This is a genomic window from Anaerobiospirillum sp. NML120449, assembly GCF_023051105.1.
GTDB lineage: Bacteria > Pseudomonadota > Gammaproteobacteria > Enterobacterales > Succinivibrionaceae > Anaerobiospirillum.
This window is the reverse complement of sequence record NZ_JALKIL010000028.1, coordinates 49,067-63,608: the sequence shown is the minus strand read 5'-3', so window position 1 is coordinate 63,608 and position 14,542 is coordinate 49,067. Positions and strand designations below refer to the sequence as shown.

The window sequence follows — 14,542 nt, the reverse complement described above, 5'->3', positions numbered from 1 at the left end:
AATCTGAGCCATGATCAAACTCTTCACTTTAATGATTCGTTTGAAGTGCAACTGTAACCAGTTGCCAGTTTGTTGGCAAAACTCAAAGTTCTTAACTTAAAGAACCCACACAGATTGTCTGTACTTATCTGATTTTTAAAGAACTTCAAAGCGCTGGGCTTTTGCAGCTGATTCGCTCAGTGCGTCACAGCGGAAACGTATTTTAATGATTTTCACCACCGGGTCAACACTTTTTTCACAGTTTTTTTAAAGTTTTTTAATACTTTGAGCAAAAACACGATATCTACGGGCTTTTATCCGCCAATATTTTCCTTTTTTCTGAGATTTGGATCTCATCCCCGACCACAAAACAACGCACCGTCATAGTGCAACCCCCACATTTTCCGCATTTTTAAGCCTGCCAGATACTGAAAGCTGTCTGCTCACCTGTCCGACACGAAGATTTTGTCTGAATTTAACAGCACTGAGGCAGGCAGCCGCTCAGCCAGCAGCTGAGCGGCTGCGCCCCTGTCGGGCGTTTATGCAACGGTACCGGCATCCTTGAGTATGAAGTTTCTGACCTCAACAAAACCAAAGCAGCGGAAGGTGCACTCAAACATGTCCTTTTCCTGATCGGTAGCATTACCTGTATACATGGCAACCTGCGGTCCGCTCTCTACGGCCCCGCCAGCAGCGGCGCCTGCTGCGCCGCTGCTTTCCTGCTGACCTGCCAGCAGGGAGTTGATTCTTCTTGCTACGGCCTCACCTGAGTCAACCAGAGTAATGTCCGGTCCGAGCACCTGAGCAATGTCATCGCGCAGCAGCGGGAAGTGGGTGCAGCCCAGAATAAGAGTGTCAGGACGATCACCCTGAGGCAGGGACAGAACCGGCTCTAGAATCTTCTCAAGGCGCTGATGATTGGTACTGTCGTCATCAGCAATATGCAGATGCTCATTCTCAAGCATGCAGCTGTGTCGGCCCTGAGCATTTTCCAGATCAGCAAGATGCTCGGCACAGAACCTGCGACCAAACTTGAGCAGCTCAGCTTCGGCAAGGCGCACCAGGTCCTCACTGCCAATGCGCATCACACGGCAGTCATAGGCAAATTCGTTGATCAGGAAATCGGTATAGGCCCTGTGAACTGTACCCGGGGTAGCCAGCAGGGCAATGTGTTTGTTGCGGCTTATGGCTGCTGCCGGCTTGATGGCCGGAACCACACCTACTACAGGAATGCTGAAGATATCTCTTATGACAGGCATAACTGTGGTACTGGCGGTATTGCAGGCAATAACAATCAGATCAGGATGCAGCTCATCAGATACTGCCTTTAGCAGTGCAGACACACGGCGGCGTAAAAAGACCTCGCTCTTATTGCCATAGGGAAAGCACTCATGATCAAAGAGGTAATAGAAAGCGGCATCGCGATTGAGCTTCCATGCCTCAGTAAATACTGACAGGCCGCCCATGCCCGAATCAAAAAACAGAACTGTCGGTTTGCGCTTCTGGGTCATAAGCCCTCCTCAAAAACTGTCATAGTAAGACCTGCTGCTGACCACCTTGCTTCCCGTGCAGCTGCTGCTTGCTCAGCAGTGCAGCAGCGCCCAGGGCAGGCCGCATTGCCCGCCAGTACAGGCACTGCCAGACCGCATTGCCCGCAATTACAGGCACTGCCAGGCCTCGTGGCCATCAGAGCCGGCCAAAATTCGATGTACATCCGATTATACTCCAGGCCCGCATGTCCCTGGCCTGCATTGGCATATGCCCAGCCGCCACTCCTGGCCTGCCATTCAGGACAGGCCAGCATGGTTACACTGTTTTGCGTGAACCGTGCGGATGGTGAGCTGATGACAGGAGTTGATGGTGTGAAACTGGGCTGGGAAAAGCTGTTTTATGCAGTTTAGTGACTTTTTTGCTAACATGCAGTCGAGTTTTTTTCTGAGAAATACAGGATTTTGAGCATGTTACCAGTTCTTTTGACCACGACTGACAAAGACAATTATCAGGCCTATCTTGATGAGAAGGTCACCAGAGTATTCGGCATGCTCAAAGAGACGCTGCAGGATTCAGATGATCTCAGAGGCTATGAGGATCTGTGTGGCCTTACTCCTGAGGTACATGCATCCATCCCTGAACACTACCGCATGCGCGCTGAGTTTTCCGTCTTCCACCACAATGACGGCACCTGCGATTACGCCATGTATGAGCCAGGCAGCAAGCCACGCAAGATCATTCTGATCAAGGACTTCCCAGGCTGCACTGTCTCCATTAACAGGGCCATGGCCGCTCTGCGCGAGCTCCTGCCTGAATACCCTCTGGTCAAGCGCAAGCTGTTTGGTGCTGACTTTCTGAGCAACAGCCATGATGATGTTGTTATCAGCCTCAACTATCACAAAAAGCTCGATGAGGCATGGCAGGAGGAAGCACAGGGTCTTTATACCCGACTTAATGAGCAGGGTCTGTCCATTTCCTTTGTGGCCCACGCCCGCAAGCAGGCCATTGTCATAGGCAAGGATCATGTCATCGAGACTATTCCTACCACCAGAGGCGATATCCGCCTCAAGCAGGTGGAAGGTACTTTCTCTCAGCCTAATGCTACAGCCTGCTCAGCCATGCTTAACTTTGCTCTTTCCTGCGCTCAGGACGGCATTGATGAAGCAAAGGCCAAAGGACAGAAGGCCAGAGATCTGATTGAGCTGTACTGTGGCTCCGGTACCTTTACCGTAACTCTTGCCCCACTGTTCCCACGCGTGTTTGCAACCGAGGTTGCCCGTCTGCCAGCCGAAACAGCTGTATTTAACATGCAGCTCAATGGGGTGGACAATATCAGCATGGCCCGTCTGAGCGCTCTTGAGGTAACAGAGGCCCTGACTCATGTACGCACTTTCCGCCGTCTGCAGGAAAAGGAGATCAATCTTGATGATTTTGACTTTGGTACCCTGCTTATCGACCCTCCACGAGCCGGTCTGAACGATGAAGAAGCCCTGAAGTTTACCAGCTCCTATGACCGCGTCATTTACATCTCATGCGGTCCTGAGTCCCTGGCCTCAGATCTCAAATATCTTACCCGCACTCACCGCATTGCCCGTCTGGCTTTCTTTGACCAGTTCCCATACACCAGTCACATGGAAAGTGGCGTACTGCTGATCCGCCGCTGACAGCTGCCACGCGCAGCCAGCCGGACTGCCGGGCTGGCGGCCTGCCTGCCAGACAGCAGGACTGCCTGATGGGCTGGCGGCCTGACAGCCAGCAGGGCACGGCAGACAGCAGACATGGCAGACCGCTCTGTATGGCCTGTCCATACTGCCGCCCGGCCATATGGGGCGGTGGCGCCGTTAAGTGCGGCGCCATGAGCCATGGGCCGGGAGGATGCTGTTAAAGGCGTAAAAAAAGGCATTCAGAATTTTCTGAATGCCTTTTTTTGATCACCAGATTAAGGTGCCAGTCTGAGAATTAGTAGTTCTCAAGAGCCGGGCTGTAGTTCTCTGGCATTGGGATCTGAGCAACACCGCTGTCAACGGCAGCCTGTGCTACAGCACGGGATACCTTAGGCAGTAAGCGTGGATCCATTGGCTTAGGAATTACGTAATCTGGACCAAACTCAAGCTTGTCAACCTGAGCAGCCTTTACTACCTCAGCTGGAACAGGCTCCTTTGCCAGTTCACGGATAGCCTCCATGGCAGCCAGCTTCATCTCCTGGTTGATGCAGGTAGCGCGTACGTCCAGGGTGCCACGGAATAAGAATGGGAAGCACAGAACGTTGTTGATCTGGTTTGGATAGTCGGAACGGCCGGTACCAATGATGATATCAGGACGTACACGACGTACTACAGCTGGCTCAACCTCTGGATCAGGGTTGGAGCAGGCAAATACTACAGCCTTAGGAGCCATGCTCTTTAAGTCTTCTTCGGTTATCAGGCCAGGGCCGGATACACCCAGTAATAAGTCAGCACCGGCACAGGCCTCAGCCAGGGTCTTAGGACCGGCATCGTTTACAAAACGTGGCTTCTCACCGTTGTTGTACTGGGCACGGTCAGAGCGGATTACGCCGTGACGGTCAACCATGAATAACTTGGACTTGTCAGCACCTGCTGCGATGAGCAGGTCAGAGCAGGCAACACCGGCAGCACCGGCGCCTACGCAGACAACCTTACAGTCTTCAATCTTCTTGCCCTGAAGCTCGAGGGCATTGAGAATGCCGGCGCAGCTTACGATGGCAGTACCGTGCTGGTCGTCGTGGAAAATAGGTACCTGGCAGCGCTTGATTAACTCGCGCTCGATCTCAAAGCACTCTGGAGCCTTGATATCTTCGAGGTTGATACCACCGAAGGTATCGGCAATGCACTCGACAGTGGTGATGAAGTCTTCAACAGTCTTGTTCTTAACTTCGATGTCGATGGCGTTAATGCCGGCAAAACGCTTAAACAGGAGGGCCTTGCCTTCCATAACTGGCTTGGAGGCCAGAGGGCCTAAATTGCCTAAACCTAAAATGGCAGTACCATTGGAAATAATGGCTACGGAGTTACCCTTGCCAGTGTAGCGGAAAGCATCAGCTGGATTGTTGGCAATCTCACGTACTGGCTCGGCTACGCCTGGGCTGTAGGCTAAAGTTAAGTCGCTGGCGGTTTCAGCGGCCTTGGTAATTACAACCTTGATTTTGCCAGGAACTGGCTTCTCGTGATACTCCAGAGCGGCATCGTGTAAAGACTTCTGATCCAAGGCATCCCCCTTAAAAAAATGCATCAGCCTGTTTAAAAAATTCATGCCTGCTGCACGCTTCGGCAGCGGTCATCCTGTTCCCGGAAGGTTCTGAAAATCTCAGAACAGCCCCAGGTTCAGTTTGAATAACTCAACGGATGAAGAGTTTAGTCAAGAAGTACCGAAAATTGTGAGAAACCAGTCGTATTTTTGAAAGATGTGTTGAATTAAATCCCCAAAGATTGATCCGTCTCTCACTTCACCGCAAAGCCTGTGGAAAGGCTGTCCGGCGCGTGTCCAGGCACATGGTCATCATAGCTCCAAAGTAAGTCCGCACCTGCAATTGCAAGAATTTATCAGTTCTTGAAGACCCCTTTCATAGATATAAAACTGACGCTTTTTAACTGACAATGGTCGAAAGACTTCCATTATTAAATCAACTTTTTTAAAGTGAAATCACTATTATGTGCATTTCTGACCGAAAGTACCTATCCCCGTGTCTTCGTGACTTGTGACGTGACCTGCATCTCTTTGGACAAATCAAAACCACAGCCTCTGCCGCCAAAATTCCCCCGTGTTTTATAACCGTCCCCGGGCACCAGCAGCTTTGGCTGCCACCTGACCAGCCTGACTGCTATGTCTCAACCAGACATGGCCCTCGGATGGAGCTTATGGCCTGCAAGGACGGCAGACAAACAGACCGACAGACAGACTTGGGCCGTGCAGATGTTACGGGCATAAAAAAACGCCTGTTCCCACGGGGCACAGGCGTTTTTTTGATATCCCGGCTCAGCCGGGACGGGATGACACAAAAGGCAACTTCCTTTTATGAGTCCAGCGGTACGGTCAGAACATGCTGGCCATAGCTGGCGGTGCGGCCCATCCCAATGCCGCATAATCAGGTTTATGGAGCATCCTGTCCATGAATATGGCAGGAGGCCTGACCCAATTACTGCTGCTTCTGAGCGCCGAGCATACCGAAGCGCTTCTTGAAGGCTTCAACACGACCGCCGGTATCAACGATCTTCTGCTTGCCGGTGAAGAATGGGTGGCATAAGGAGCAGACTTCGATATCGATGTCGTGACCTGCAGTGGAACGAACCTGGAACTTGTTACCGCAGGAGCAGCGTACGTTTACTAACTCGTACTGTGGGTGAATATTCTTTTGCATTTGGACCTCAAGTGCATGTCGCCATTCCGCCACAAACTTAATATTGCGCCGAACACCACATGCGGTTATGTAAAAAAGCGCCTCATGATAATTTAAATTTGACAGAAAGGCAACATATTCATTCACTAAGACTTAACTTTTATCTGGCAGCAGTTGCGCCTCATATTTACCGGCTGCATGCCGCGCCTGGCTCTGCAGCATGGAATGGCAGCGCCAGCTCCTGCAGCTCCGCCCTGGTGGTGCCTGGCCGGGCCTTACTGTCCCGTACGTCATCCGGGGCGGGACTGCAGATTAGCTGTCGGCGGGCTGAGCACAATGCGATCGGATAAATCATGTCCCAATATGTTAAAAGGACCATTACAATTAGCATCCAGAAAATTCTCTGTACCGATCTGGTTTGCTATAACTGAAGACAGCTGGTGCCGCTCACAGTGAGCCGCGCTTTCCTTTCCCACAGCTTGATAAGGAGTTGTCTATGACCGGTCAGAATAATGATTCCCCTGCCGCAGCACCGGGCAGCAATACTCTCCGTCACTTCGGTCAGACCAGTATGGACCGTGAAATTGCCGAGATTTCTGAGGCAATGAAGGATCTCAGTTCTGACGAGGCCATGATGCGTGAGGCTGTAGGCAAGGGCAGCGAACTGGAACTGCGCGTAGCTGAAGCACTTAAGACTCAAAAAGTGCCTCTGCCCAAAGCCGCTCCTGCCGGCAGGGGCCGTCGCCGGAGCCGTGCGGCCGTTACAGGCGCTGCAGCAGCCCAGACTGAGCTTAAGGATCCTCAAGGACGTTCACTTATGACCACTAATGACAGCAAGGACAAGACTGCCTCAGCCCATGGCAAGGCTGCAGCTGACATCACGGCCGTTCCGGCAGCCGGTCGATCTGCCGGTGGCTCTGATGCAGCAGGTACAGACAGCAGTGCTGCTGCATGCGCTGCCACCGGTGCGTCTGCTGATGAGAGCAGCGCTGCTGCCGGCAGCAGCACCGGTCGTGCTCGTCGTGGCACAACGAGCGGCTCACAGACTGCTGCAGGTAAAGGCAGGGGGCGCAGGAAAAAAGATGCTGATGCCGGTGCTGTTGAAGCTGCCAGGGCTTTGGGCATGGACGAGGAAGATGAGGACAGTTTTACCCTGACCCCTCAGAGCGCCCGCCCGGCTCAGACCGGCAAGACCAGGAAAAAAGGCGCGCGCGCATCCGGACGTATATCTGTGACCACCACTGTCGAAGAGGACTTTGATGAAAGTGAGTGGACTGTAGTTCAGGTTGCTATTAACCGCGCCCTGTACCAGACCTATGACTACCGCATGTATGGCAGATACGGCAATGAGATCATAGGCTGCCGCGTCCATGTGAGCTTTGGCTATGCCAAAGGCAATAAAGAGGTAGGTGTAATTACCGCAACAGGCGCCATGTCAGGCATGCCGGTCAGGTCACTCAAGGAATGCTCACTTATTGATGCAAAGCCTGTGATTGTGCCTGATGTGATGCAGACCCTGCTCTATGCGGCCGCCTACTATCACTACCCTGTAGGTCAGACTGTTCCTGTGGGACTGCCAGCAATTTTGCGAGATGGCGGCCATGCCTCCTATCGTGAGATCCCGGGACTTGCTTTAACTGTACCTGAAGATGAACTTGAAGATGCTCTTAAAAAGCTGCGCTCTGTCGGTCAGAAAGAGCTCCTGATGGCATTGCGTAACGGTCCGCGCAAGAATACCGATCTGCGTGAGCAGGGCTGGACCTCAGCTCAGGGCAAGGCCCTGATCAAAAAGGGCATGGCCCGGGCCATAGACTTTGCCCATGATCTGCAGCCCTATGACCTTGAGGCTGAAGCTGCAGCTGACAATATCATTGCTGACAAGCCTTTTATCCTCAATGATGAGCAGCAGGCCGTGCTTGAAGCCATTAACTCCCAGCAGGGCTATGGCGTCTTCCTGCTCAATGGTGTTACCGGTTCAGGTAAGACCGAGGTCTATCTGCAGGCTATTGAGCACACCTTGAGACAGGGCAAAAGAGCTCTGGTAATGGTGCCGGAAATTGCTCTTACCCCTCAGACTTTCAAGCGCTTCTACCAGCGTTTTAAAGTACCTGTAGCCACCATTCACTCAGGACTTAGCGACCGTGAGCGTCTTGATGCTTTCCTCGACATGTACACCAGCAGAGCAGCCATTCTCATTGGCACCCGCTCCGCCCTGTTTACGCCGGTGAACAATCTTGGGCTGATTGTCATTGACGAAGAGCACGACAGCTCATTCAAGCAGGGTGACGGTCTGCGCTATCATGCCCGCACCCTGGCTGTATACCGTGCCCGTCTTAACAACTGTGTGCTGCTTCTGGGCTCTGCTACTCCATCACTTGAGTCAGTCCACTACTGTCAGCTGGGCTTTTTCCGCAGACTTGATCTGGTAAGACGAGCTCAGAAGGCAAGGCTGCCGCGCATGCACCTTATTGATTTGCGCGCCGATGAGCTCAATGAAAATGTGCTGGCCGGTGTGGGCGAGGTGGTGGAAAAGGCCGTAGGCATTGCTACTGCACAGCACCAGCAGGCACTGCTCTTCCTTAACCGCCGTGGCTTTTCCAGCGCACTGATCTGCCCGCACTGCGGCTATGTGGTCATGTGCCCAAAGTGCGATGTTGCCCTTACCGTGCATAAGGAAAAGCATCAGATGTGCTGTCACGTCTGCAACTCGTTTTTCCAGCTGGTAAAGCACTGTCCATACTGCCGCGCCAAGACAGGACATCTGTACCCACTTATTGAGATAGGCGTTGGTACCGAACAGGTGGCCGGATATCTGAGCGAGCGTTTTATGGACGTGGGCATTGAGCGTATCGACCGCGATGTCATTACCTCAAAGGAGGGACTTGATCAGAGTCTGCAGCGTATCCTGCAACATGAGAGCGAAATCATTGTAGGAACCCAGATGCTGGCCAAAGGTCATGACTTTCCAGATGTGACCGTGGTAGGCATTCTTGATGTTGACGGAGGTCTGTTCTGCGATGACTTCCGTGGCTATGAGTACACAGCTCAGCTTGTTACCCAGGTAGCCGGACGTGCCGGACGAGCTGACAAGGAGGGTGATGTCTATATTCAGACCCGCCATCCTGATCACCTGCTGCTGCAGTCACTGGTAGATCCGTCCTTTAACTACCTGCGTCTTGCCTGCGAGCTGCTGACCATACGCAAGGACAAAATGCTGCCTCCTTATACTTTCCAGGCCATAGTCATGGTCAACTCCACCGACCGTGACCTTGCTTTCTACACTCTGCGCGACATCATGACCACGTTTGAAAACCGTACCGACGGTGTGCTCAATGAGGTAAGGCCAAGCATTATCTTCTCAGACCGTACTGAAAAGCGCTTTAACCGCTTCCATTTCCACTGCAATATCATTGCGCACAGCCGCAGTGCCCTCGACCGTGTTCTTGATGAAATCACCACCGTTTACAGCGGCATGAAAAACCTCAAGGACCTGCGCTTTGCCATCGATGTCGACCCGGTATCTTCAGTCTAGCGCCCGGCCAGCACTGCCCTTGCCTGCCTGACTGTCCGCCATGCAGGAACCATGACAAAGGCAGGAGCTGCGCCCGCCCATAACCTGAGCATGATTCTGCAGCCAGATCGGCCGCCATGGCTGCATGGCCTGCAAAGCAAAAGCCCCCGTATTTCTGCGGTGGCTTTTGCTGTGGAGCTGTTGCCATGTCAGCTTCGGACTCAGTCAGATCCTTTGTCCTTGCAGGCATCTACTGCTGACTGAGGAGCATTGGACCTGTTGATGTGAACTTCCATTGGATTGTCTTTGAGCCTGAGGCCTGCCTCCCACAGGAAGTAATATTTGAGCAGGGTATACATGAATGCTGACTGAGCAGCCAGATAGCCTGCACGGCCATCAAGAAAACCAAGCTTGATAAAGTACAGTTTGATGAAGCTGAACACAGGGCTGAAGATGATCTTCATCAGTGAGGCTTTCTTGCCTTTGACCATATAGCTCTGAGCTGACATGCGGGCATAACGTATTGTGCGGCGGAAGTGGTCATCAATATCACGGTAGGAATAGTGAATGATGAAACCATTGAGGCGCTTTACCGGGACATCAGAGACCAGAGCCTCATGAACAATTTCACCTTCCCAGCGCGGATTGCTGTCACGGCGCACCAGACGCAGACGGTAGTTTGGCTGCCATGCATGATCTAGAAGCTTTCCCAGATAGTGGGTCTTGCGGTTCATCTCAAAGCCGGCCAGCTCATTGGCCTCAATAACACGGATGATGTCATTGCGCAGATCGTCATTAAGTACTTCGTCAGCATCAAGAAAGAGAATCCAGTCCTGGGTGCACTTGGGAATAAGAGAGTTTTTCTGCTCCACATACCCCTTGAACTCCTCGGTATAGACCCTGGCACCAAATGCCCTGGCCACATCAATGGTGCGGTCAGTGGATACCGAGTTTATCACCACAATCTCAGAGGCCAGATCAGCTGCAGCTGCCAGAGTTGCAGGCAAACGGTCCTCCTCATTATGAGCAATGATGGCAATGGTCAGCGGCAGTCTGCCACCTGGCAGCGGAGCGCTGCCGTCAGCTGTAACTCCAGGCGCAGCCTCATGCTCAATAACCTGAGATGTAGCAGCTGCGGTTAAATCATTTTGCTGTGTACCTGGCATGTCCGGGCCTCTTGTTTCGTTGCTGTTCTGTGGTTGTTCTGATGATTATATATACCTGCAGTCCTCATCGGACCATGCGTGACCTGCAGGGGCATATCCCGGTAATGGGGCCATACCTCATGCATGGGCCCAGATCTCCGTCATGGGGCCATGCCTCATGCATGGGTCCAGATCTCCGTCATGGGGCCATGCCTCGTGCATGGGCCCAGATCTCCGTCATGGAGCCATGCCTCGTGCATTGAGCCATATGTCAGCATGGGGCCGCAGGTCGGGCATGAGCCATGAGGCCAAGGCTTGAACCGGGGCTGCCGGCGCTGGTGACGGAGCCGGGACTGCCAGGCAGCGCCGCTCGTCATGACCTTCATGAAAGCAGGCTCTTAAGTGCGCTCATGGCCGGGGCTACAATCTGCTGCTTAATCTCTGGGGTCATGGTAATGAGCTTTTTGGTCTCAGGGTGAAGATCTTCAAGCCTGAGGGTCACAGGGTGCTCATCCCTGTCGCCATAAAGGGCCCAGCGAGTATGGGAGTTGGAGATGCGGGTAGAGTAAAAGCAGATACAGGCCTTGCGGTAATTGCCTGCAATCTGGGTGATGCCTGTGCTTGGTCCAATAAAGAATGTACAGCGATCCACCATGGCAGCTGCCACCATAAGACTTGCACTGTTGATAAACAGATAGACCCTTGATCTGGCCTGCTCATCAAGACCAGCCACCATCTGCTCCATACTCTGAGCGTTTTGCTCCATGCCCATGATAATCACATCAAAGGCGTGATCGGCAGTATTGATGCCTGCATCCTGAGCCGTCCTGGGATCAAGCAGAGTGGCAATTACCTGAGCATAGTGCTCATCGTTGATATTAGAGCCCGAGCCACCGGTAAAAGGATTGATCAGAATGAAAGGTCGCGAACCGGCGCCCTGCTTTTTGAGCCAGCTGTCGACCAATGCAGCATCATCTTCACTGTAGTGTATGCGTGAGGCCTGAATACCCACCTCATCAAAGCGTGCCGGATCGAGCGAACGCACCAGATCAAGATTGTACTCAGCCTCACTCTTTATGCTCCGGGAGCGACGCTGTCTTACCCCTCTGTTGTAATGGAAAAACGACATCATCTTTGAGTATGGGCCGATACGAATCGGGGCGCCGCTCTTTTTAGCCAGCGCGGAAATCTCGTTATTTGATACCAGGGCCACAAATACATCAGGCTCAAGAGCCCTGATGGCAGCAAGAAGCTGATCTTTGTCCGCGTAATCATCTATATTCACACAGTGATCGATACAGTCGACATTGCGGGCAATGATGTGATTGTTTTTGCTCACCAGAGCGATGATGCGGGCCTGAGGATACATGGCCTTCATGGTGGCGTAGGAAGGTATTGAGACGACAAAATCGCCTATCTTGTCGGTTCGGGAAATAATGATATTGCGATACTGTGCCATTAATTACTCTTCCTGTGGCTTGAATCCATATTTGCAGCCAGCGCCGCCAGCAGCGCCTTACCCGGCCGCTCAGGCGCCATAGCCTTGCCTGGGTCTGATCCGGGCATGGATATCGGGAATGGACCTTGGGCATGGAACTCGGGCTATGGCCCCGGGCCTGCAGCGCTGTGGTATGACAGGCAGGTCTCAGGGTGGGCCCCATGCTATGCATCAGGGGCGTCATAAAGCATGAATAAATCGGATCTGTTAGCGCTGTGCTTCAGTCTTGCCGGCTGTTTTGCTGCAGGTAAAAGCGCCATATGAGCGCATGGTGCTATGTTATAATATGATATTTTGGTTCTGACGGTAATCACAAGCCTCATACACCCTGCAAAGCTGATAAACATGCATTTATCAGTCTGGTTTGCATTCTGGTAACAGGCGCTGCTGTCAGCACTGCGAGTGCCCCGTATGTCAGGCTGCTTTTGTCGGCCTCACCGGGGGAATAACATCCTGTTGTGCCCAGTATAGGAGACCTGCAGGCTTATATGGCAACCACCATATCCGGCCTGCGATTTTTTATGAAAGATATTGTTGCTTCTTCAGTTCTTGCAAGTCTTAACAGCTTAAAAGCAGATTTTGCCATCCCTGATGATGTTGAGAGCAAAATCCGAATTGACCGAACCAAGGACAAGAGCCATGGCGACTTTGCTACCAATATCGCCATGATGCTGGCTAAGCCACTGGGCAAAAATCCCCGCGAACTGGCTCAGCTCATTGTAGATAATCTCCCTGACGACAGCCGTATTGCCAAAACCGAGATCGCAGGTCCAGGCTTTATCAATTTCTTTGTCAACTCAAGCCACACAGCCTCCCAGCTTGAGGCCATGCTCGCCGATGAGCGCCTTGGTGTAGCAGTTGCTGAACAGCCTCAGAACATTGTAGTTGACTACTCAGCTCCAAACGTTGCCAAGGAAATGGCCGTTCACCATATCCGTTCTACTGTGATTGGAGATGCCGTAGTACGCGTTCTGGAGTTTCTGGGCAATAACGTTATCCGAGCCAACCATGTTGGTGACTGGGGCACCCAGTTTGGCATGCTCATCGCCTACCTTGAAAAGTGTGAAAAGGAAAACGATGATGCCCTAAATCTCAGCGACTTTGAGGCTTTCTACCGTGAAGCCAAGCGCTGCTATGACGAAGATGAGGAATTTGCTGTCAAGGCCCGCTCCTATGTAGTACGTCTGCAGGGCGGTGACAGCTACTGTCACGAAATGTGGCAGAAGCTGGTCAAAATCACCATGGATCAGAACCAGCTTATCTACGATCGCCTGAATGTAACTCTGACCCAGAAAGACATGATGGGTGAAAGTATCTACAACGACATGCTCCCTGAGGTGGTTACAGACCTGCTCTCACGCGGCATTGCTGTTGAGGATAAGGGCGCTGTAGTTGTTTATCTTGATGAATACAAAAACAAGGAAGGCGAGCCACTGGGCATTATCATCCGCAAGAGTGATGGCGGCTTCCTGTATGCCACTACCGATCTGGCCTGCGTCAAGTACCGTGTTGAAAAGTTCAATGCCAACCGTCTGATGTACTTTACTGACTCCCGCCAGCATCAGCACCTTGAATCTGTGTGGCAGATTGCCCGTATCGCCGGCTACCTGCCTGAGAATGTAAGCTGCGAACACGAAGCCTTTGGCATGATGCTGGGCAAGGATGGCAAGCCGTTCAAGACCAGAACCGGCGGCACCGTAAAGCTCAAGGATCTGCTCGATGAGGCCGAAAAGCGCGTTGACGCCATGCTTACCGAGCGTGGCTCTGTCTACGAGCCAGGTGAGCGAGAGCGTGTGATTCATGATATTGCCATTGGCGCCGTCAAGTATGCTGACCTGTCCAAGAACCGTCTTACCGACTATATCTTTGACTGGGACATGATGCTCTCCTTTGAGGGCAACACTGCTCCATATCTGCAGTATGCTTACAGCCGTATTCAGTCCATCTTCCGCAAGACCGACAGAACTCCAGGTCAAATCGTGATTAATGAAGAGGCTGAAGAGGCACTGGCTACCCGTCTGCTGGCTTTCTCTGATACCGTAAACTCAGTAGCTGCCAAGGCCATGCCGCACCTGCTGTGTACTTATCTCTTTGAGCTTTCCGGTACCTTCATGCGCTTCTACGAGGCCTGCCCGGTTCTCAAGGAAGGCGTTGACGAGCAGACCAGCCGCTCCCGTCTTGCTCTGTGCGCTCTGACCGCACGTGTGCTCAGGCAGGGCCTTAACCTGCTGGGCATCCAGGTAATGGAAAAAATGTAATACTCCCTGATTTCAAGGAGTTTCACGCCTTTATCAGCACTGACAGCCAGAGCATGAGCCTGCGTTACAGGCAGCCTGTACTGGCTGAGAAGCTGCTGTGCAGCTGCAGTAATTCCGGCCTGCCAGCAGGTTCAGCCTGTACCGGTTACCTGGCTGAGAGCGGCATTGCTGCAGCGCTGATAACGACTGGCACTGGTCCCTTATGGGATGATTGAGGCCCACTGCCGGCGAAAGTAACATTGAACTGCCTTGTGCAGCCATCATGACCAGATTTCTGCAGGCTGAGCCTGACAGATGGTCATCATT

8 protein-coding genes are annotated in these 14,542 nt (G+C 52.5%); 3 read left to right on the top strand and 5 right to left on the bottom strand.

Translation table 11 applies throughout. The annotated features are described in order from the left end of the window. Window positions 1-518 precede the first annotated feature (518 nt). Window positions 519-1,490: a glutamate racemase gene (locus tag MXE41_RS08835; RefSeq protein ID WP_247100236.1), complete on the bottom strand. Its 972-nt coding sequence runs from the start codon at window positions 1,488-1,490 to the stop codon at window positions 519-521. A 447-nt stretch (window positions 1,491-1,937) separates the two neighbouring features. On the opposite strand from MXE41_RS08835, the gene trmA reads away from it, so the two are divergent. After that, window positions 1,938-3,134 (top strand): tRNA (uridine(54)-C5)-methyltransferase TrmA, encoded by a 1,197-nt coding sequence (gene trmA / locus MXE41_RS08830; RefSeq protein ID WP_247100235.1) that lies wholly within the window; start codon window positions 1,938-1,940, stop codon window positions 3,132-3,134. A 295-nt stretch (window positions 3,135-3,429) separates the two neighbouring features. On the opposite strand, the gene MXE41_RS08825 is transcribed toward trmA, so the two are convergent. Next, window positions 3,430-4,695, bottom strand: coding sequence for a malic enzyme-like NAD(P)-binding protein (locus MXE41_RS08825; RefSeq protein WP_246978596.1), 1,266 nt, complete (start codon window positions 4,693-4,695; stop codon window positions 3,430-3,432). Between the two features lie 928 nt (window positions 4,696-5,623). Beyond that, entirely contained in the window at window positions 5,624-5,845 is a 222-nt protein-coding gene (gene rpmE / locus MXE41_RS08820; RefSeq protein ID WP_246909703.1) for a 50S ribosomal protein L31, read from the bottom strand. Between the two features lie 475 nt (window positions 5,846-6,320). On the opposite strand from rpmE, the gene priA reads away from it, so the two are divergent. Beyond that, window positions 6,321-9,356: a primosomal protein N' gene (gene priA / locus MXE41_RS08815; protein WP_247100234.1), complete on the top strand. Its 3,036-nt coding sequence runs from the start codon at window positions 6,321-6,323 to the stop codon at window positions 9,354-9,356. Window positions 9,357-9,556: 200 nt separating this feature from the next. On the opposite strand, the gene MXE41_RS08810 is transcribed toward priA, so the two are convergent. Beyond that, a complete protein-coding gene (locus MXE41_RS08810; RefSeq protein WP_247100233.1) occupies window positions 9,557-10,501 on the bottom strand; it encodes a glycosyltransferase family 2 protein in 945 nt (314 codons plus the stop codon). 361 nt (window positions 10,502-10,862) lie between these two features. After that, complete coding sequence (locus MXE41_RS08805; RefSeq protein ID WP_247100232.1) at window positions 10,863-11,939, bottom strand: hypothetical protein; 1,077 nt, start codon at window positions 11,937-11,939, stop codon at window positions 10,863-10,865. 560 nt (window positions 11,940-12,499) lie between these two features. Here MXE41_RS08805 and argS point away from each other — a divergent pair. Next, complete coding sequence (gene argS / locus MXE41_RS08800) at window positions 12,500-14,236, top strand: arginine--tRNA ligase (RefSeq protein WP_246978601.1); 1,737 nt, start codon at window positions 12,500-12,502, stop codon at window positions 14,234-14,236. Window positions 14,237-14,542: the final 306 nt, after the last annotated feature.